Below are 20,798 nucleotides of genomic sequence, written 5' to 3'. Positions count from 1 at the left end.
CTGCGGACGCTCTGCCGAGGTGACCGAGGCCGAGGACTGCCGGGACCTGCTCGGCCGGGAGCCCCGCCGGACCGGGAGCGGCTGTCGCCCCGGCGCCCGGGAGACACAGGCATGATGGGTGAGAATGTCCATGAATGGCACCATTCGCGCATAGCATCGCCCTGTGCACAGAGATGACGGCCTCTCAGCCGGGACACCCGACCAGGACCACGCGACCGGCTCGATGAGCAGGCGCCAGCTGTTGCGGGCCGCCGCCGTCGGAGCGGGGGCGGCCGTACTCGGCCTGGGGGAGCCCGCGGCCGGCGCCGCCACCGCCGTGACGCGGCACGGGGCCGCGCGCGGACGGCGCGGCGGCGACGCGTTGGACCCGGCGGCGGTGCCCAAGTACGTGACACCGCTGAACGTCCTGCCGGTGATGCCCCGCGCAGCCGCGGACGGCGGCCGCGACGACTACACGCTCGCCGTCCGGCAGTTCTCCCAGCAGATCCTGCCGCCCGGTCTTCCCGCCACCACCGTCTGGGGCTACGGCGCGCAGGGCCGTCCGGACTCGTTCCACTACCCGGCCTTCACCCTGGAGGCGGCGGTGGACCGCCCGGTGCGCACCTGGTGGGCCAACGAACTGGTCGACGAGCGGCGGCGGTTCCTGCCGCACCTGCTCCCCGTCGACCCGACCCTGCACTGGGCGAACCCGCCGGGCGGGGAGGACGGGCGCGACTCGCGTCCCTCGTTCACGCAGACACCGGGCCCGTACCGGGGGCCGGTGCCGATCGTGCCGCACCTGCACGGCGGGCACGTCCGGCCGGAGGCGGACGGCTACCCCGAGGCCTGGTACCTGCCCGACGCCGTCGACCTCCCCGACGGCTACGCGCGGACGGGTAGCTCCTACGCGCGCTTCGCCGAGGCCGCCGGTGACGCGGTCCGGCAGCCCGGCACGGCGGTTTTCGAGTACGACAACGACCAGCGGGCGGCCGCACTCTGGTGGCACGACCACACCCTCGGGCTGACCCGGCTGAACATCTATGCCGGACTGTGCGGCTTCTACCTGCTGCGCGGCGGCGAGGCGGACCTGCCGGCCGGTGTGCTGCCCGGCCCCGCGCCGGGGCACGACGACCCGCCGGGGACGGCGTACTACGAGATCCCGATCATGATCCAGGACCGGTCCTTCGACAGCGACGGCTCGCTGTTCTTCCCCGCGGATCGCGGCTTCGTCGGCGACACCCCGCCGGACGGCCCGTTCGTGCCCTTCACGGACGTCCCCCCGATCTGGAACCCGGAGACCTTCGCCGAGACGATCGTGGTCAACGGCCGCACCTGGCCGGTCCTGGAGGTCGAGCCCCGCCGGTACCGCCTGCGGCTGCTGAACGGCAGCAACGCCCGCACCCTGCTGCTCAAGATCGCCACGGACCCGCTGGCGGACCGCCCGGTGCCCGCCGCGCTGCCGCTGTGGCAGATCGGCGCCGACGGCGGGTTCCTGGCCGCGCCCGCCCGGCTCGACCAGATCCTGCTCGGCGTGGGTGAACGCGCCGACGTGATCGTCGACTTCGGCGCACTCCCGGAAGGCACGGAGCTCTACCTCGTCAACGAGGGCCCCGACCAGGCCTTCTCCGGCGGGACGGTGGGCGCCGACTACGCGGCCGCCGACCCGGACACCACCGGCCAGGTGATGAAGTTCCGCGTCACACCGCTCGCCTCCACCGACACCAGCCTCCCCCCGGCCCGCCTCGACCTGCCCGCCGTCACCCCGCTGGGGGCCCCGGAGCGCACCCGTGAACTGTCCCTGAGCGAGACGACCTCGACGGACTTCCGCCGGGTGCCGGTGATGGCGATGCTCGGCACCGTCACCCGGGACGCCCGCCGGCGCCCCCGGCCCGCCCCGCTCGGCTGGGGCGACGCGGTGACCGAGGATCCGGACCAGCACGCCGTCGAGCTCTGGGAGTTGTACAACTTCACCGGGCACGCGCATCCGATCCACGTGCACCAGGTGATGCTGGAGGTCGTCGGCCGGGAGACCTTCCGCGGGGTGGCCCGGCCGCCCGAGGCCTGGGAGTCGGGCTACAAGGACACCGTGATCGCGTACCCGCGCGAGATCACCCGGGTGAAGCTGCGGTTCGACCTCGCCGGCCGCTACGCCTGGCACTGCCACATCACGGACCACGAGGACAACGAGATGATGCGGCCGATCGAGGTCCGGCCCCGCTGAGCCGCCCGCCGGGCCCGCCGCTCAGCGGGCCCCGGTCACCCGCAGGAGCAGGGTCGCGATGTCGTCGGCGCGTTCGCCGACCGCCCGGGCCCGGCCGACCAGCTCGTCCGTGATCCGGTCCAGAGCGGGGTCCTCGGCCCGGTCCAACTGCTCGGCGACGACGGCGATGCCGTGGTCGATCTCGGTGCCGGGGCTCTCCACCAGGCCGTCCGTGTAGAGCAGCAGCAGGGTGCCGAGGTCGAGTGGGATCTCGGCGACCGGGTAGCGGGCGTCCGGCTCGATGCCCAGCGGCGGCCCGGGCACGAGTTCGAGGGCGCGGGTGCGCCTGCCCGGGGCACGCAGCAGCGGGGGCGGGTGCCCGGCGTCGGCGAGCAGCGCGCGCCCGCCGGCGAGGTCCAGGTGGACGTAGAGGCAGGTGGTGAACAGGCCCGGGTCCAGATCGCACAGCAGCCGGTTGACGCGGGCGAGGACCTGGTCGGGCGGCGCGCCCGAGGCGGCGTGGACGGCCGTGCGGACCTGGCCCATCAGGGCCGCGGCCGAGGCGTTGTGCCCCTGGACGTCGCCGATCACCGCCGCCGCCGCGCCCTCGCCGAGCCGGATGACGTCGTAGAAGTCGCCGCCGACGTCCATGCCCCGGGTGGCCGGCGAGTAGCGGGACGCGATGTCGAGTCCAGGCACCCGCGGCAGGGTGTGGGGGAGCAGCGCCCGTTGCAGCTCACCGGCGAGCCCGAGCTTGGCGTCGTACAGGCGGGCGCGCTCCAGGGCCTGCGCGAGCAGTCCGGCCAGGGACGTCAGCACGGTGCGCTCGTCCACCGCGAACCGGTGCGGCTGGTCGTAGGCGAGCAGGCAGCAACCCACCGGCCGGCCCGAGGTGATCAGCGGCAGGACGGCCCAGGCCTGCTTCCCGGTGACCAGCGGGACGTCCGGGTACACCCGGACCAGCTCCTGCGGGGAGCCGAAGAAGCCGGGCAGCCCGGAGGTGAGGGCGTCCACGGTGGGTGTCTGGTGCGCGCGCAACGGGACGTCGTTGAACCGCTCGATGGCCTCCGGCGGGTAGCCGCGGTACCCGGTCACATGCAGCCGTCCGGCGTCGGCGGTGAGCAGGGCGAGCCCCTGCGCGTCGAAGGCGGGCAGGACCTGGGCGGCGACCAGGTCGATCACGTCCTTGACGCTGACCGCCTCGGTGAGGGCGGCCGCCAGGTGCATGATCTGGTACAGCTGGCCGGCCCGGGAGGCGGGCGGCGGTTGCGGCCGGATCGAGGCGGGGTCGGGCGCGCGGCCCCGGCCGGCCGGAGTGATCCGGATGCTGGTGCCGTCGGCGTCGGGGTACAGCCGGAACGACAGCCAGCGGCCGGGTGGGCGCATCGCGGTGAACGCCGTGGGCCGGCGGCTGACCACCGCCGTCCGGTACCGGTCCTCGTACTCCGGGCCGTCCAGCCAGGGCAGCGCCTGCCACGGCAGCGCGCCGAGCAGCCGCTCCCGGCGGGCGCCGAGCAGGGTGCACGCGCCGGAGCTGAGATAGGTGATCCGGCCGTTGAGGTCGAGCGCGCAGCTGCCGCCGGGCAGGCGTTCGGCGAACGCGCTCGCGGCGTCGGCGGGCAGCGCGGCGGGGGAGAGCCGGATGGGCAGCTGCCGGGGCCGCGACGGGGCGGTGATCGGACGCCCGGCCCGCTCGGCCTCCGACAGCAGGGACGCCAGCTCGTCGCAGGCCGCGGCGATCAGCTCCTGCTCGCGGCGGCTGGCCCGCGGCGGGTGGGAGGCGGGCCACAGCAGCAGCAGCGCGCCCAGGCACCGCTCCCCGCGCCGGAGCGGGGCGGCGGCCAGCGCGAAGTGGTAAGGGAACGCCAGCGCGGCCCGCGGGTACAGCCGGGCGAACTCCTGCTGGCTGCCGGACCACACCAGCCGGCGGTCGCGGACGGCGTCGGCCACCGGCAGCGGCGCGGCGAGCGGCACGCGGATCCACGGTGCGATGAACTCGGCGGGCATGCCCCGCAGCACCGCCAGCTGCAGCACGGGCTCGGCGGCGGGCAGCAGGTAGACCCCGCCCGACGCGGCGCCGCACCGGAGGACGATCGAGGTCAGCGTCGTGTCCAGCGGCGCACGGTCGTCGTGCGCCGCCAGGCCGGCGGGCGGTGCGTCACGGGCGCCCGGCACGAACATCACCCATACGCAGGACGCTACGCCCGTCCCGGAGCCGCAGCACACCGGACGCACGCGGGAGGGGCCCCCGGGCCGGTGAGCCCGGGAACCCCTCCCGTCACTGCGTGCGGTGCCGCGCGGACCTCGTCAGCCGAGGGTCGCGACGGCCTCGTTGAACGTGGCCGACGGACGCATGACCGCGGCGGCCTTGGCGGCGTCGGGCTGGTAGTAGCCGCCGATCTCGGCGGGCGAGCCCTGGACCGCGATCAGCTCGGCGACGATCGTCTGCTCCTGCTCGGCGAGCGTCTTGGCCAGGGCCGCGAACGCCTCCGCGAGCTGGGCGTCGTCGGTCTGCTGCGCCAGCTCCTGGGCCCAGTACATGGCCAGGTAGAAGTGGCTGCCGCGGTTGTCGATGCCACCGAGGCGGCGGCTCGGCGACTTGTCCTCGTTGAGGAAGGTGCCGGTCGCCCGGTCGAGGGTGTCGGCGAGGACCTGGGCGCGCGCGTTGCCCGTGGTCTGCGCGAGGTGCTCGAAGCTGACCGCCAGCGCGAGGAACTCGCCGAGGCTGTCCCAGCGCAGGTAGTTCTCCTTGACCAGCTGCTGCACGTGCTTGGGCGCGGAGCCGCCGGCGCCGGTCTCGAACAGGCCGCCGCCGTTCATCAGCGGGACGACCGACAGCATCTTCGCGCTGGTGCCGAGCTCGAGGATCGGGAACAGGTCGGTCAGGTAGTCGCGCAGCACGTTGCCGGTGACCGAGATGGTGTCCTCGCCGCGGCGGATGCGCTCCAGGGAGAACGCGGTCGCCTCGACCGGGGAGAGGATCTCGATCTGCAGGCCCTCGGTGTCGTGCTCGGCGAGGTAGCCGCGGACCTTCCCGATCAGGACGGCGTCGTGCGCACGGCCCTCGTCGAGCCAGAACACGGCCGGGTTGCCGGTCGCGCGGGCGCGGGTGACGGCGAGCTTGACCCAGTCCTGGATCGGCAGGTCCTTGGTCTGGCACATCCGGAAGATGTCGCCGGCCGCGACGGCCTGCTCCAGGACCACGTTGCCCTCGGCGTCGACGACGCGCACGGAGCCGGCGGCGGCGATCTCGAAGGTCTTGTCGTGGCTGCCGTACTCCTCGGCCTTCTGCGCCATCAGGCCGACGTTGGGCACCGAGCCCATGGTGGCCGGGTCGAAGGCGCCGTTGGCGCGGCAGTCGTCGACGACGACCTGGTACACACCGGAGTAGCTGCTGTCCGGCAGGACGGCCAGGGTGTCGGCCTCCTTGCCGTCCGGGCCCCACATGTGGCCGGAGGTGCGGATCATGGCCGGCATCGAGGCGTCGACGATGACGTCGCTCGGCACGTGCAGGTTGGTGATGCCGCGGTCCGAGTCGACCATCGCGAGGGCCGGGCCCTCGGCGATCTCGGCGTCGAAGGACGCCTTGATCTCGGCGCCCTGGGGCAGCGCGTCCAGGCCGTTCAGGATGGTGCCCAGGCCGTCGTTCGGGCTCAGACCGGCGGCGGCGAGCACCTCGCCGTACGCGGCGAAGGTCTTCGGGAAGAAGGCGCGCACCACGTGGCCGAAGACGATCGGGTCGGAGACCTTCATCATGGTGGCCTTGAGGTGCACCGAGAACAGCACGCCCTCGGCCTTGGCGCGGGCGACCTGGGCGGCCAGGAACTCGCGCAGCGCGGCGACGCGCATGACGGAGGCGTCCACGACCTCGCCCGCCAGGACCTTGACCGACTCGCGCAGCACGGTGGTGCTGCCGTCCTCGGCCGCCAGCTCGATGCGCAGCGAACCGGCCTCGGTGACCACCGCGGACTTCTCGGTGGAACGGAAGTCGTCGGCGCCCATGGTGGCGACGTTGGTCTTGGACTCGGCGGTCCAGGCGCCCATCCGGTGCGGGTGCGCCTTGGCGTAGTTCTTCACCGACAGCGGCGCGCGGCGGTCGGAGTTGCCCTCGCGGAGCACCGGGTTGACGGCGCTGCCCTTGACCTTGTCGTAGCGGGCGCGGATGTCGCGCTCCTCGTCCGACTTCGGGTCGTCCGGGTAGTCCGGCAGCGCGTAGCCCTGCTGCTGCAGCTCCGCGACCGCGGCCTTGAGCTGCGGGATGGAGGCCGAGATGTTCGGCAGCTTGATGATGTTGGCGCCGGGGGTCTTGGCGAGCTCGCCGAGCTCGGCGAGGGCGTCCTCGATGCGCTGGCCCTCCTCCAGACGCTCGGGGAAGCTCGCGATGATGCGACCGGCCAGGGAGATGTCACGCGTCTCCACGTTGACACCGGCCGTCGAGGCGTACGCCTGGACCACAGGCAGGAACGAATACGTTGCCAGGGCCGGGGCCTCGTCAGTGTGCGTGTAAATGATGGTCGAGTCAGTCACCGGTGCTCCGCTTCACGTCTAGAACGTCTTGATATCAAGATATCTCGTGAGGGCCCCTCCCCGACACCCACCCCCGCATCGAGTCGCCGGGGCCGCACCGCGCGGCGGCGGTACCGGCTCGGGCCGCCCACCGCTCCGAACCTAGCGCGGCCTGCGCCCGCCCGCCCCGCGTCCTGCCGGGGTGGGCGGCAGACGGCCGCTCCCGGGCGTGTCGCGGCCCACGGCACAGGCGGCCGGAGCACGCCGGCGGCGCTGTCCACGCTGCCGATGAGCTCGGACGCCCGGGCCGGCCCGTGCGGGCGGGCCTGCCCGCCGCGCCCGGACCACCCCTGAGGCGCGCAGGCGGGGCCTTACGGAAGTCGAACGGCGGCCGCGCGATCCGGCCGCGGGCGGCGGCGCGGTGGCAGGGTGGCCGGGTGCCACGACTCCTCCTCCCGTCCGCCGCCCTGCTCGCCCTGGTGGGCGCCCTCGCCGGCACCGTCACCGGCGGCGGCACCCTCGGCCGGCCCGGCCCGCTGTACGGCTGGTACCTGGCGGACCTGCTGCTCTTCGGGCTCGCCGTCGCCCTGCTCCGCCGGGTGCCGCCCCGCCGGGCGGCGGCCCTGGTGCTGGCCGGCAGCATCGCCGTCGCCGCCACCGGGCTGCTCGCCCCGCCCCGGACCAGCGACGACGCGTACCGCTACGTCTGGGACGGCCGGGTGCAGGCGGCCGGCATCTCGCCGTACCGGTACGCGCCCGACGACCCCGCGCTGGCCGGCCTGCGCGGACGGGCCCCCGACCTCTTCCCGCCCGCCGGGCCGTGCAGCGGCTGGGACGAGCGGCGGACGGCCGCCGGGCAGTGCAGCCGGCTCAACCGCCCCGCCGTGCCGACCATCTACCCGCCGGTGGCCGAGGCCTGGTTCCTCGGCCTGCACGGCCTCGGCGGCGGTGTACGGGCCGTCCAGCTCGGCGGCGCGCTGCTCGCGGTCGCCACCACCGGCCTGCTGCTGACCCGGCGCCGGCCGGTGCGGGCGGCGCTCTGGGGCTGGTGCCCGGGGGTCGCCCTGTGGGCCGTCAACGACGCGCACGTGGACACCCTGGGCGCACTGCTGCTGGTCGCCGCCCTGCTCGCGGCGGTCCGCGGCTGGGTGGCGGCGGGCGGGGTGCTGTTCGGGGCCGCGATCGCGGTCAAGCTCGTCCCCGCCGTGGCCCTGCCGGGCGCGCTCTCCGGAGTGCTGGCGCGCCGCCCGCGCCCGCGCGACCTGCTGCTGCCCGTGCTGGCGCTGGCCACCGTCGCGCTCGCCTACCTGCCGTATCTGGCGCTGTCCGGCGCCGGCGTGCTCGGCTACCTGCCCGGGTACCTGCGGGAGGAGGGCTACGACCGGGCCGACGTGGCGCGGTTCGGACTGGTGCGGCTGCTGGTGCCGTCCGTGCTCACGCCCTGGGCGGCGGCCCTGGTGCTGCTCGTCGTGGTGTTCCACGTGCTGCGACGGGGCGACCCGGCGCGGCCGTGGGGCGGTGCGCTGCTGGTGACCGGGACGGCCCTGCTGCTGGCCGCGCCGAACTACCCCTGGTACGGCCTGCTGGTGGTGGCGCTGGTCGGGCTGGACGGGCGCTGGGAGTGGCTGGCCGTGCCGGCCGCCGGGGCGGTGCTCTACCTGGTCGGCGGCGACACCCAGCAACCCGTGTACGGCGGGGCCCTGCTGGTGGTACTGGTGGGGGTGCTGGTGCGTCACCGGGCGGCGGCCCGCCGCGTTGCGGCCGCGTGAACGATCCCGCTCCTCCGGAATGAGCAAGGCGGTGCTCACCGTCGACCGACCGTCACCCGGCGCCATCCGATCGAGGGCCCCGACCGCCTGCCCAGGCGGTCGGGGCCCTCGTCGTCTCCACCGCACGGCGTACGAAGGGCGGGCGCCAGACGGCTTCGGCGGTCGAGGTGGTCCGTGTGCGGACCCGGGCCTCTCCCGGGGAGGCCGCCAGCAGTCGTGATCCGCACCGTCAATTTTGCTCTGGACATGCTGAGTTACTGACCGTCAGGGCAGGTCGGGCGACCCTTGACGCCTCCTTTGGTCTATGCCAGTCTCTCCGCAGGTCTGGACCAATATGAACTGATGTGAATCACCGGGGCTCGACCGTTCGGCTGTGCTTCCATCCCCTGACGGCACATCAGGAAGCCCGGGGCGACCGAGGAATTCCGGGGCGGCGTGCGGCGCGTACCCCCGAGGCGGTCGCCCTCCTCCCCGTCGTGACCCGACCACCGGGACGGCCACGGCTCCTCGCTCCCGCAGCACCCACCACCCGAAGTGAGCAGCGATGCCTGAACAGAACGCGGCCCGTCCGTCCGCCCTGGCCGGGTCGGCCCAGCACGGAGTCTGGCTGACCGAACGCCTCGGCCTGGCCGGGCGCAACTACCACATGCCGGTGCGCACGGCCTTCGACCGGATCGACCCGGCGGCCCTCGGCCACGCCTGGGAGGACGTACTCGACCGCCACCCGGCGCTCTGCTGCACGCTGGTGGAGCAGGACGGCGCGCTGCGGCTGCGCACCGCCGACGAGCGCCCGTCACTGGCCGTGGCCGATACGACCGGCGCCGGCGCCGAGGACTTCGCGAAGCGGCTGGAGTCCGAGATCGCCCGGCCGTTTTGGCCCGGCACCGGCCCGCTGGCCCGCGCCACCCTGTTCCACCGCCCGGACGGCCGTGCCGAGTTGCTGACGGTGGTCCACCACGCGGTGTTCGACGGCATGTCCAAGGAGGTCCTGCTGGCCGACCTCGCCACCGCCTACAACGCCCGCCTGGCCGGCCGCGCCCCCGCCCGGCCGGCCGGAGCCGCCGACCCGGAGACCGCCCTCGCCACCGCGCTGGAAGCGCTCGCCGAACCCGATCCGGCCCTGGTCCGGCAGGCCGCCGACTGGTACGCGCAGCGCTGGACCGACCGGGCCGAGGTCGCGCTGCCCGGCACCGGCCGACCGGCCGGCCCGGGCGGCGGACCGGGCCAGCCGCTCGGCGAGAGTGTCGAGCGGCTGCTCGGCCCGGCCGAGCACCGGGCCCTGCGCGCCGCCGCAGCGGCGGCCGGGGTGAGCGTCTTCGAACTGCTGCTGGCCGCCGCGCACGCCCTGCTGCTGCGCTACGGGAACGAGGGCGCCTCGATCGCCGTCCCGCTCTCCACCCGGGGCCCGGCGCAGCGCGCGGCCGTCGGCCTGCACGTCAACGAACTCCCGCTGCCCGTACCGGCCGTGGACCAGGAGACCACCGGGCTGGCCGGATTCGCCCGGGCCGTGCGCGCGCAGCTGCGCGCGGTGTACCGCTTCCGGTCCGTGCCGTTCGGCACGGTGGTCCGCGGGCTGACCCCGCGGGTGGGCCTCACCCCGGTCACGCTGAGCTACCGCCGGCGTGGCGCCGACCCGGTCTTCGAGGGAACGTCCGCCGCCGTGGACTGGGCGGTGTTCAACCACGCAGCCCGCACCACCCTCAACATCCAGGTGGTGGACGAGCCGGACCGCGCGCTGATCGCCCTCCAGTACGACCCGGCCGTGCTGCCCCCGGACGCCGCCAGCCGGATCGCCGAGCACTTCGCCACCCTGCTGGACGCCGCCGTCGCCGACCCCGAACGCCCACTCGCCGAACTCCCGCTGCTCGGTGAGGCGGAGCGGCACGCCGTCCTCGACGGCTGGAACGACACCGCCGCCGCCTACCCGGCCGACCGTACCGTCGTCGACCTGGTCGAACGGCAGGCCCGGCGCACCCCCGACGCCGTCGCCGTCACCGCCGCCGACGGCAGCCTCGACTACCGCACCCTGATGGAACGCTCCGACGCCCTCGCGGCCGTGCTGCGGGCCCGCGGCATCGGCGCCGGCTCCCTGGTCGCCGTCCACCTCGACCGCACCGCGGCGCTGCCGGTCGCGCTGCTCGCGGTGCTCCGGGCCGGCGCCGCCTACCTCCCGCTCGACCCGGCGTACCCCGCCGAGCGGCTCGCCTACATCCTCGCCGACTCCGGCGCCGCGCTGCTGCTCACCGACCGCGGGCCGACCGCCGAACTCGCCGCCGCCGTACCGGCGGTGCTCGACCTGGGCGACCTTCCGGGGGAACGGGCGGGCGAGGCGCCGGCGCATCCGGCGCCCGGGGACACCGCCTACGTGCTCTACACCTCGGGCTCCACCGGGCGTCCCAAGGGCGTGGTGGTCGGGCACCGGGCGCTGGCCAACCTGCTCGGCTCCTTCGCCGACCGGCTGGACTCCGGCCCCGGGCACGTCTGGCTCGGCCTGACCTCGCTCTCGTTCGACATCTCCGCCCTGGAGCTGTTCCTCCCGCTGACCACCGGCGGTCGCCTGGTGCTGGCCCCGGACGGCCTGGCCGTCGACGGGCCGGGCCTGCTCCGGCTGATCGCCGCCGAGGGCGTCACCCACGCCCAGGCCACGCCCTCCGGCTGGCGGGTCGTGCTCGCCGCCGCGCCCGGTCGCACCGGCCTGACCGCCCTGGCCGGCGGGGAGGCACTCCCGCTGCCGCTGGCCAGGGAGCTGCGGGCCGTCGTGGCACGGCTGCTCAACGTCTATGGCCCGACCGAGACCACGGTCTGGTCGACCTGCGCCGAGATCCCGGCCGCGCCACACCGGGTCGGCATCGGCCGCCCGATCGCCAACACCCGGGCGTACGTGCTGGACGGGCGGCTCCGGCCGGTGCCCGTCGGCCTGCCCGGCGAACTGCTGCTCGGCGGCGACGGCCTGGCGTCCGGCTACCTGGGCCGGCCCGAGCTGACCGCCGACCGCTTCGTCCCGGACCCGTTCGGCCCGCCCGGCGCCCGGCTCTACCGCACCGGCGACCTGGTCGTCCGGACGGGCGACGGCGCCCTGGACTACCTCGGCCGGATCGACCAGCAGGTCAAGATCCGCGGCCACCGGATCGAGCTCGGCGAGATCGAGTCGGCGCTGCTCGACCATCCGGACGTCGCACAGGCCGCCGTCGCCGTCCACCCGGACGCCCACGGCGAGCCCCGGCTGGTCGGCTACCTTGTCGCTGCCGAGCCTGCCGAGCCTGCCGACCTGCGGGACCACCTGCGGCGCACGCTCCCGGCCGCGATGGTGCCCGCGCAGTTCGTCACGCTGGCGAGCCTGCCGCTCACCCCGAACGGCAAGCTGGACCGCCGGGCCCTGCCCGCCCCGCCCGCCGCAGAACCCGCCGCCGAGGCCGACCTCGCGCCTGGCACCCCCGGGGACGAGCTCACCGCCACCCTGTGCGCGATCTGGTCGGAGGTGCTCGGCCTGCCCGGGGTCGGCCCGCAGGACGACCTCTTCGACCTCGGCGGACACTCGCTGACGATCATTCAGATCTCCGCGCGGATCCGCGAATCCCTCGGTGTGGAGGTCGACTTCGACCTCTTCTTCGACACCCCGACCGTGGCCGGCATCGCCGAGGCCCTGGCCCGCCTGCGCTGACCGCGCCCGCCCACTCGCCCGGCGCCCGCAAAGCGCGCCTCCCCGATCCCGAACAGGATGACGATGACCGAAACCCAGCCCCCGACCACGGGCTGGTCCGACGCCAAACGGGCCCTGCTGACGCAGCGGCTGCGCGGCGCCCGAGGCCCCGCCCGGACGGTGCACCCCAGGCCCGCGGGGACGCCGGCGCCGCTCTCCAGCAGCCAGGAACGGCTGTGGTTCATGGAGCAGCTCACCCCCGGCTCGACCGCGTACACGCTGGCCCCCGCCCGCCGCATCCACGGCCCGTACGACCGCCGGGCGCTGGACGCCGCGCTCACCGACCTGCTGGCCCGGCACGAGAGCCTGCGCACGGCCTTCCCCGCCACCGCGGACGGAACCGCGTACGCGCTGGTCGCCGACCCGGCGCCGTTCACCGCCCGGTTCCTGGACGCGAGTGGGGACGAGGACCCCGACCGGCGGGCCGCCGAGGCCGTCGAGGCGCTCATCGCCGAGCCGTTCGACCTGGCGAGCGGCCCGCTGCTGCGGGTCCTGCTGGTGCGCCTCGCCGAGCAGGAGCACGTGCTGGCCCTGGTCCTGCACCACATCGTCTGCGACGGCTGGTCGATCGACCTGCTCCAGCGCGAGCTGGACGCCCTGCACACGCACCACACCGACGGCACCCCGCACGGCCTGCCCGCGCCCGAGCTGCAGTACGGCGACTACGCCGCCTGGCAGCGCGAGCGGATCGCGGACGGCACGTCGGCCGCCTCGCGGACGTACTGGCGCACCGAACTGGACGGCGTCCCGGCTCTGGAACTGCCCACCGACCGCCCCCGCCCGCCGGTCCTCGGCCTCGCCGGCGCCGCGCACGAGTTCCGCTGGGACGCCGAGCTGTCCGGGCGGATCACCGAGCTCTCCCGCGCGTACGGCGCCTCGCGCTACATGGTGCTGATGGCCGCGTACCAGGCGCTGCTCGCCCGGCACAGCGGGCAGTGGGACTTCGCGGTCGGCTCGCCGGTCGCGGGCCGGCTGCACCGCGAACTCGAAGCCCTGGTCGGCATCTTCGTCAACATGCTGCCGATCCGGGCCCGGCTCGCGCCCGAGCTGGGCTTCGGACGCCTGGTCGGCCGGGTCCGCGAACGGACCCTGGACGCCTACGCGCACCAGGAGGTGCCGTTCGAGCAGATCGTCGGCGACCTCGCCGTCGAACGGGACGTCAGCCGGGCCGCCGTCTTCCAGGCCACCTTCGCCTTCCAGAACTACGGCGAGCAGGCCCCGGTCGCGCCGGCCGGCCCGCCGCGCTCGGAGGGCTTCGGCTACCGGGCCACCACCACCCACCACGACCTCGCGCTGTACCTGCGCGACGAGGCCGACGGCGGCCTGTACGGCCTGTTCACCTACCGCACCGACCTGTTCGACCACACCACCGTCGAGCGGCTGACCGAGCGCTTCGAGGTCCTGCTGCGCGCCGCTCTGGCCGACCCCGACCGCCCGGTGGGCGAGCTGCCCCTGCTGGCGGAGGGCGAGGACGCCTCGCTGGCCGACTGGGCGGCCGGCCCCGCCCTGCCCGCAGACGGGCCCGACACCCTCACCGAACTGCTCGCCCGGGCCGCCGCGCTGACCCCGGACGCGCCCGCCCTGACCCTCGGCGCGCAGACCCTGACCTACGCCGAGCTGGAGCGCCGGGCCACCGGCTTCGCGCGTCGGCTGCTGGCGCTCGGCATCGGCCCCGGCACGGTCGTCGCGATCTGCCTGGAGCAGTCGCCGGAACTGGCCGTCGCCATGATCGGCGCCCTCAAGGCGGGCGCCGGATACCTCCCGCTCGACCCCGAACAGCCCGTCAGCAGAGTGGAGTTCCTGCTCGCCGACGCCGAGGCCGCGGTGCTGGTCGCGGACCCGGTGCGCGCCGCCGCAGCACCCCGATTCCCGGGGCCCGTCCTGGCGCCGGACGCCACCGCCGACACCGCCGCGGGCAGCGCACCGCTGCCCGAGCGGGCCGGCCCGGACGACCTCGCCTACGTCATCTACACCTCGGGCTCCACCGGCCGGCCCAAGGGCGTCGCCGTGCAGCACCGGCAGATCCTCAACTACCTGGCGGGGGCGCGCGAACGGCTGCGGATCGAGCCGGGCGCCTCGTACGCGCTGCTGCAGTCCCTCGCCTTCGACTTCAGCCTCACCATGCTCTACCTGGGCCTGTCCACCGGCGGCCGGATCCACCTGCTGCCGCGACGGATCTCCGGCGCCGAACTCGCCCTGCGAATGGCCGAGTCGGGCATCGACTACCTCAAGATGACACCCTCCCACCTGGCCGCGCTGACCGCCGACGCCCCCACCGGGCAGCTGCTGCCCCGCAGAGCCCTGGTGCTCGGCGGCGAGGCCGCCCCGGCGGCCTGGGCCCACAGCCTCGCCGCGCTCGGCCGGTGCGCCGTCTTCAACCACTACGGACCCACCGAGGCGACCGTCGGGGCCACCGTGCACGAGGTCCGGGCGGACGGGCCCGCGCCCGCCCACGGCTCGACCCCGATCGGCCGCCCGCTCGCCGGGGCCCGCTGCTACGTCCTCGACGAGCGGCTGCGGCCCGTCCCGCCCGGCGTCGTCGGCGAGCTGCACCTGGGCGGCGACCGCCTGGCCCGCGGCTACCTCGGCCGGCCCGACCTGACCGCCGACCGCTTCCTGCCCGACCCGTTCACCTCCGAGACCGGCGCCCGGATGTACCGGACCGGAGACCTCGTCCGCCACCGGCCCGGCGGCGAACTGGAGTTCCTCGGCCGGGCCGACCACCAGATCAAGGTCCGCGGCTACCGGGTCGAACCCGGCGAGATCGAGGCCGCGCTGACCGCCGTCCCCGGCATCGCCCAGGCCGTCGTCCTCGCCCGCGGCGAAGGCGTCAAGCAGCAGCTGGTCGGCTACCTGGAGTGGCCAGGCCAGGGCGGACCGCCCGCCGCCGCCGACCTGCGCACCCGCCTGCTGGAGACCCTGCCGGACTACATGGTCCCGGCCCGCTGGGTGGTCCTCGACCGGCTGCCGCTGCTCGCCCACGGCAAGGTCGACCGGGCCGCCCTGCCCGCCCCCGAGGACGGCCCGCTCGGCACCGCCCAGTACCTGGCACCCGAGGGCGACACCGAACAGGTGATCGCCGACCTCTGGGCCGACCTGCTCGACCTCGAACGGGTCGGCGCACTGGACGACTTCTTCGAACTCGGCGGCCACTCCCTGCTCGCCACCCAGGTGGTCGCCCGACTGCGCCGCGCCCGGCCCGAACAGGCCGCCGGACTGGGCGTGATGGACCTCTTCCAGCACCCCACCGTGCGCGCCCTCGCCGCCCTGCTCGGCTCCTCGGCCGAGGACCGCGGCCCGCGCCGGCTGCTGCACCGCCTCACCCCGCAGCGCACCCGCACCACCGGCTCGATCGTCTGCGCCCCCTACGGCGGTGGCAGCGCGCTGATCTACAAGCCGCTCGCCGACGCCCTCCCGGACGACTGGGCGCTGCACTCGCTCGCCGTACCCGGCCACGAACTCGGCGAACAGGCCCGCCCGTTCGACGAGGTCGCGGCCGAGACCGCCGCGGAGATCCTGGCCGGCGTCGAGGGCCGGATCGTGCTCTACGGCCACTGCGGCCTCGGCGTGATGCTGATCGTCGAGGTGGCCCGCCGACTGGAGGCGGCCGGCCGCGAGGTGGACGCCGTGCACCTCGGCGGCATCTTCCCGTTCGCCCGCCCCGAAGGCCGCGGCGCCGCCCTCTCCGAGCGCTTCGGCGCGCTGGTCGACCGGCTGCGCAGCGACCAGGACATGGTCAACGCGCTCACCGCGGCCGGCCTCGACGTCGAGGACTTCACCCCGGAACAGCTCAGCCTGATCGTCCGCAACCGCCGGGTCGGCACCAAGGAGGCGGAACGCTACTTCGGCGAGCTGTTCCGCACCGAGGGCGGCCGGCTGAGGGCGCCCGTCATCGCGATCGCCGGCGAACGCGACCCCGCCACCGAGTTCTACCAGGAGCGCTACCGCGAGTGGCACCGGCTCAGCGACACCACCGGCGTGGTGGTGCTCGACGAGGCAGGCCACTTCTTCCTCAAGTACCGGGCCCGGGAACTGGCCACCGTCCTCACCCGGGTCCATCCCGCGATCGCGGCCGGCACCGAGCGCGAGCACGCCCGCACCCCGGCCGCCACCTGGTGGCTGGAGGGTGTGTCCCGCTCGCCCGAACCGCGGCGGCCCACCGCCGCCGACCACACCGTGCGGCCCGGCCTCGGGCGGTTCCTCGCCGTCGCCACCGGCCAGCAGCTCTCGATGATCGGTTCGGCGCTCACCGAGTTCGCCCTGCCGATCTGGGTCTACCTGCGGACCGGCTCACTCGCCGACCTCGGACTGCTCGCCGCCTGCGCCCTCGTCCCCGGCATCCTCGCCGCCCCGCTGGCCGGCGCCGTCGTCGACCGGGGTGACCGGCGCCGGGTGATGCTCGGCGGCGACCTCGCCGCGGGCGCCGTCCAGGCCGTCCTGCTGGTGCTCCACCTCACCGGCAGCCTCCGGGTCGGCCACGCCTACGTGCTCATCGCGCTGCTCTCCCTCGCCCTCGCCTTCCAGCGCTTCGCCTGGGGCTCGGCCGTGCCGCAGCTGGTCCCCAAGCGCTATCTCGGCCGGGCCAACGGCATCGTCCAGATGGCGCTCGGCTTCGCCCAGTTCCTCGTCCCGCTGTTCGCCGTCGGCCTGCTCGCCGGCATCGGCCTCGGCGGCATCCTCGCCCTGGACGTGGTCAGCTACGCCGCCGCCGTCGGCATCACCCTCGCCGTACGCTTCCCGCAGGCCATGGCGTGGCGGCGCCGGGAGAGCGTGGTCGAGGAGATCAGGGCCGGCTTCCGGCGCTCGCTCGGCAGCCGGCACTTCCGGGCGATGCTGGTCTTCTTCGCCGTCCTCAACGTCTTCCTCTCGCCGCTGTTCCTGCTCACCACCCCGCTGGTGCTGTCCTTCGCCGACCTGCCCGCCACCGGCTGGGTCGCCATGGCGGCCGGCGCCGGCGCCGTGGCCGGCGGCCTCACCCTGCTGATCTGGGGCGGTCCCCGCCGCGACCGGCTGCGCGGGGTCATGGTCGCCACCCTGGGCCTGGCCGCCGCCTGCGTGCTGACCGGCCTGCGCCCCGCCCTGCCGCTGGTCGCGCTCGGAGCGTTCGGCATGACGCTCGGCCTGGCTCTGCTCAACGGCACCTACGCCACCATCATCCAGACCAAGGTGCCGCTGCGCTTCCACGGCCGGATCATCGCGGTCAACACCATGGTCGCCTGGTCCACCCTGCCGATCGGCTTCGCCGTGGTCGCCCCGGCCGCCCCCGGCCTGCTGCAGCCCCTGATGGACGAGCACGGCGCCCTCGCCTCCACCGTGGGCCAGGTCATCGGCACCGGCGCGGGCCGCGGCATCGGCCTGGTCTACCTGCTGTTCGGCCTCGCCATGGCCCTGCTCGCGCTGGTCTGCCTGCGGATCCCGGTGCTCGCCCGGTTCGACGAGGAGGTCCCCGACGCCGTCTCCGACGACCTGGTCGGCCTGGAGACCCTGCAAGCCCGCACGAAGGACGAGGTGGCCCATGACCGCTGAACCGACCACCCACCCGCTGACGATCGACCAGCGCCGGCTCTGGTTCCTCCAGCAGCTCGACCCCGACGACACCGGCTACCACCTCTACCTCGCCCACCGCTGGCTCGGCCCGCTCGACCTGCCACGGCTGCGCACCGCCCTCGACGGCCTCGCCGCCCGGCACGACATCCTGCGCACCCGCTTCACCGTCGTGGACGGGCAGCCCCGCCAGGTCGTCCACCCGCCCGCACCCGTCCCGCTCACCCTGCGCGAACTGCCCGCCGGCGCGGGCGAACGCGAGCTCACCGAGGCCGTCGCCCCGTACGTCAACGCGCCCTTCGACCTCGCCGCCGAGGCGCCGCTGCGCGCCGTCCTGGTCCGCGCGGGGGAGCGGGACCACGCCCTGTGCCTGGTGCTGCACCACATCGCGGCCGACGGCTGGTCGGCCGGGCTGCTCCACCAGGAGCTGCTGGCCCGCTACCGTGGGCTCGAACCGCCCGAACTCCCGCTCCAGTACGGCGACTACGCGCGGGCCGAGGAGGCCCGGCTGGACGCCGACGCGGCCGAGCAGGCGTACGCCCACTGGCAGGCCCGGCTGGCGGGTACCGCGCTGCTCCGGCTGCCCACCGACCGGCCGCGCCCCGAACACCCCGCCCACCCGGCCGGGTTCACCGACCTCGTCCTCGGCCCCGAGCTGACCGAGGCCGTCGACCGGCTGGCCCGCGAGGAGCGCTGCACCCCGTTCATGGTGCTGCTCGCCGCCTACCACATCCTGCTCGGCCGGTGGACCGGGCAGCAGGACTTCACCGTCGGCACCCCGCTCGCCGGCCGCAACGAGGTCGCGCACGAGGCCCTGATCGGCTACTTCACCCGGACGGCCGTGATCCGCGCGGACCTGCGCGGCGAACCGGACTTCCGGACCGTGCTGCGCCGCGTCCGGGCCGCCACCATGGCGGCCCTGGCCCACCAGGACGTCCCCCTGGAACGCCTGGCCGCCGACCTCGGCGCCCCGGCCGGCGGGCTGCCGTTCTCCACCCTGTTCGTCCTGCAGAGCCAGACCGAGCGGGGCGGCGCGGCCGCCGAACTCCCCGACAGCGTCGAACTGGCCCCGCTGGACTCCGGGTTCGCCCGGGCCAAGGCCGACCTGCTGCTCGACAACTGGCGCACCGGGGCCGGGTGGACCTGCTCCTTCTCCTACGACCTGGAACTGTTCGACCGCACCACCGTCGAGACCCTGGCCGGCCGCTACCGCGCCCTGCTGACCCGCGCCGCCGCCGACCCGCTCACCCCCGTGCACGGTGACTGGCTGCTCGACGACCGCGAGCGCGCCGACCTCCTCGCCCGCGGCACCGGCCCGGCCCTGCCCGCCGTCCGCCGCACGCTGCTGGAACGCTTCGCCGAGCAGACCGCCCGCCACCCGGACGCACCCGCCCTCGCGCTCGGCGACGGCACCCTCACGTACGCCGAACTCGACCGCCGCTCCTCGCTGCTGGCCGAGCGGATCGGCCCGCTCACCGGCCGGGTCGCCGCCGTCCGGATCGCACCCTCGTACGAGCTGGTCACCGCCCTGCTGGCGATCTGGAAGGCCGGCGGCGCCTACCTTCCACTCGACCCGGCCCACCCCGTCGAACGGCTCCGGCAGCTGGTCGCGGACGGCGGCGCGAGCCTGCTGCTCGCCAACGGCGACACCCCGGACCTCGGCCTGCCGCGGCTCACCGTCCCCGCCGACCGGCCCGCGGAACCGGCCGGACCGGTGCCGGGCGGCGCGGCGGGAGACCCGGCGTACGTCCTGTTCACCTCCGGCTCCACCGGCCGGCCCAAGGGCGTCGTGGTCGAACACGGCGCGCTCGCCGACCGGATCGACTGGATGGCCGGCGAGGGCTACGGCCTCGGCCCGGGCGACCGGATCGTCCAGTTCGCCTCCATCGGCTTCGACACCCACGCCGAGGAACTCTGGCCCGCCCTCGCCGCCGGCGCCTGCTGCGTGCTGCTGCCGGGCGGCGGCCGGACCCTGCCCGACCTGCTGCGCAGCCCGGCCGGCGCCGACGTCACCGTCCTCGACCTGCCGACCGCCTACTGGCACGAACTGGTGCTGCTGGAGGACGGGTTCGGCTGGCCGCGGGCACTGCGCCTGGTGGTGCTCGGCGGCTCGGCGGTGGAACGGGCCCCGCTCGACCGCTGGCAGGCCCGGCACGGCCGGCGGATCCGGCTGGTCAACACCTACGGCCCCACCGAGGCCACCGTGATCGCCACCAGCGCCGAGCTGAACGACCGCACGGGCCGCCCGCCGATCGGCCGCCCGCTTCCCGGGGTGCGCTGCTACGTCCTCGACCCGTACCTCAACCTGGTGCCCGACGGCACCGAGGGCGAACTCTTCCTGGCCGGCGCCGGCCTCGCCCGCGGCTACGCCGGGCGGCCCGACCTGACCGCGGACCGCTTCCTCCCGGACCCCTTCGCGGGCGGCGGCGCCCGGATGTACCGCACCGGCGACCGGGTCCGGCGCCGGCCGGACGGCGAGCTGGACTTCCTCGGCCGCACCGACACCCAGGTCAAGCTCCGCGGCTACCGGATCGAACCCGGCGAGGTGGAACACGCGCTGGCCGCCCACCCGGCGGTCGCCCACGCCGTGGTGCTGGTCCGCGGGGACCGGCTGCTCGGCTACGCAGTCCCCGCCCCCGGCGAGGCCCCCGGTGTCCCCGAACTGCTGGAGCACCTCGCCGAACGCCTGCCGTCCTTCATGGTCCCCGGCGGCCTCGCCGTCCTCGACCGGCTGCCGCTCACCCCGAACGGCAAACCCGACCTCGACGCCCTGCCCGAGCCGGACCCGGCCGCCGCCGGCGAGTACCTGGCGCCGCGTACGGACGCGGAACTCCTGGTCGCCGACATCTGGCAGGAGGTCCTCGGGGTGGACAAGGCGGGCGCCCTGGACGACTTCTTCGCGCTCGGCGGGGACTCCCTGCGGGTCACCCGGGTCGCCGCCCGGATCCGCGCGCTCGCCGGGCTGGAGATCACCGTCCGCGACGTGTTCGAGAACCCCGTCCTGGCCGGCCTCGCGGACCGCGTCGAGGCCCTGCTGATCGCCGAGATCGACGCCCTCACCGACAACGAGGCCGCCGACCGGCTCACCTGAACCACCCGG

General features: G+C 75.2%; 7 protein-coding genes. 5 read left to right on the top strand and 2 right to left on the bottom strand.

Going from position 1 to position 20,798, the window contains the following annotated elements:
• Positions 1 to 163 precede the first annotated feature (163 nt).
• On the top strand, positions 164 to 2,200 hold the full coding sequence (locus OG871_RS04645) for a multicopper oxidase family protein (protein WP_371494380.1): 2,037 nt from the start codon (positions 164 to 166) through the stop codon (positions 2,198 to 2,200).
• A 21-nt stretch (positions 2,201 to 2,221) separates the two neighbouring features.
• Here OG871_RS04645 and OG871_RS04640 read toward each other — a convergent pair whose 3' ends face one another.
• Both OG871_RS04640 and OG871_RS04635 read right to left on the bottom strand, forming a co-directional pair.
• Positions 2,222 to 4,360 carry a SpoIIE family protein phosphatase gene (locus OG871_RS04640; RefSeq protein WP_371494379.1) on the bottom strand — a complete coding sequence of 713 codons (2,139 nt, stop codon included), beginning with the start codon at positions 4,358 to 4,360 and terminating at the stop codon, positions 2,222 to 2,224.
• A gap of 126 nt (positions 4,361 to 4,486) precedes the next feature.
• Positions 4,487 to 6,706 carry an NADP-dependent isocitrate dehydrogenase gene (locus OG871_RS04635; protein ID WP_371494378.1) on the bottom strand — a complete coding sequence of 740 codons (2,220 nt, stop codon included), beginning with the start codon at positions 6,704 to 6,706 and terminating at the stop codon, positions 4,487 to 4,489.
• Positions 6,707 to 7,122: 416 nt separating this feature from the next.
• On the opposite strand from OG871_RS04635, the gene OG871_RS04630 reads away from it, so the two are divergent.
• The 4 genes from OG871_RS04630 (at position 7,123) to OG871_RS04615 (ending at position 20,789) form a co-directional block, all read left to right on the top strand.
• Positions 7,123 to 8,454 carry a hypothetical protein gene (locus tag OG871_RS04630; protein ID WP_371494377.1) on the top strand — a complete coding sequence of 444 codons (1,332 nt, stop codon included), beginning with the start codon at positions 7,123 to 7,125 and terminating at the stop codon, positions 8,452 to 8,454.
• A gap of 544 nt (positions 8,455 to 8,998) precedes the next feature.
• Positions 8,999 to 12,115: an amino acid adenylation domain-containing protein gene (locus tag OG871_RS04625; protein ID WP_371494376.1), complete on the top strand. Its 3,117-nt coding sequence runs from the start codon at positions 8,999 to 9,001 to the stop codon at positions 12,113 to 12,115.
• Positions 12,116 to 12,178: 63 nt separating this feature from the next.
• A complete protein-coding gene (locus OG871_RS04620) occupies positions 12,179 to 17,680 on the top strand; it encodes an amino acid adenylation domain-containing protein (RefSeq protein WP_371494375.1) in 5,502 nt (1,833 codons plus the stop codon).
• Positions 17,670 to 20,789, top strand: a complete 3,120-nt coding sequence (locus OG871_RS04615) for an amino acid adenylation domain-containing protein (protein WP_371494374.1) — start codon at positions 17,670 to 17,672, stop codon at positions 20,787 to 20,789. The genes OG871_RS04620 and OG871_RS04615 overlap by 11 nt, the downstream gene beginning before the upstream one ends.
• Positions 20,790 to 20,798: the final 9 nt, after the last annotated feature.

The organism is Kitasatospora sp. NBC_00374, from assembly GCF_041434935.1.
In the GTDB taxonomy this organism is placed as follows: Bacteria; Actinomycetota; Actinomycetes; order Streptomycetales; family Streptomycetaceae; genus Kitasatospora.
This window is presented reverse-complemented; position numbering and strand designations above follow the sequence as displayed.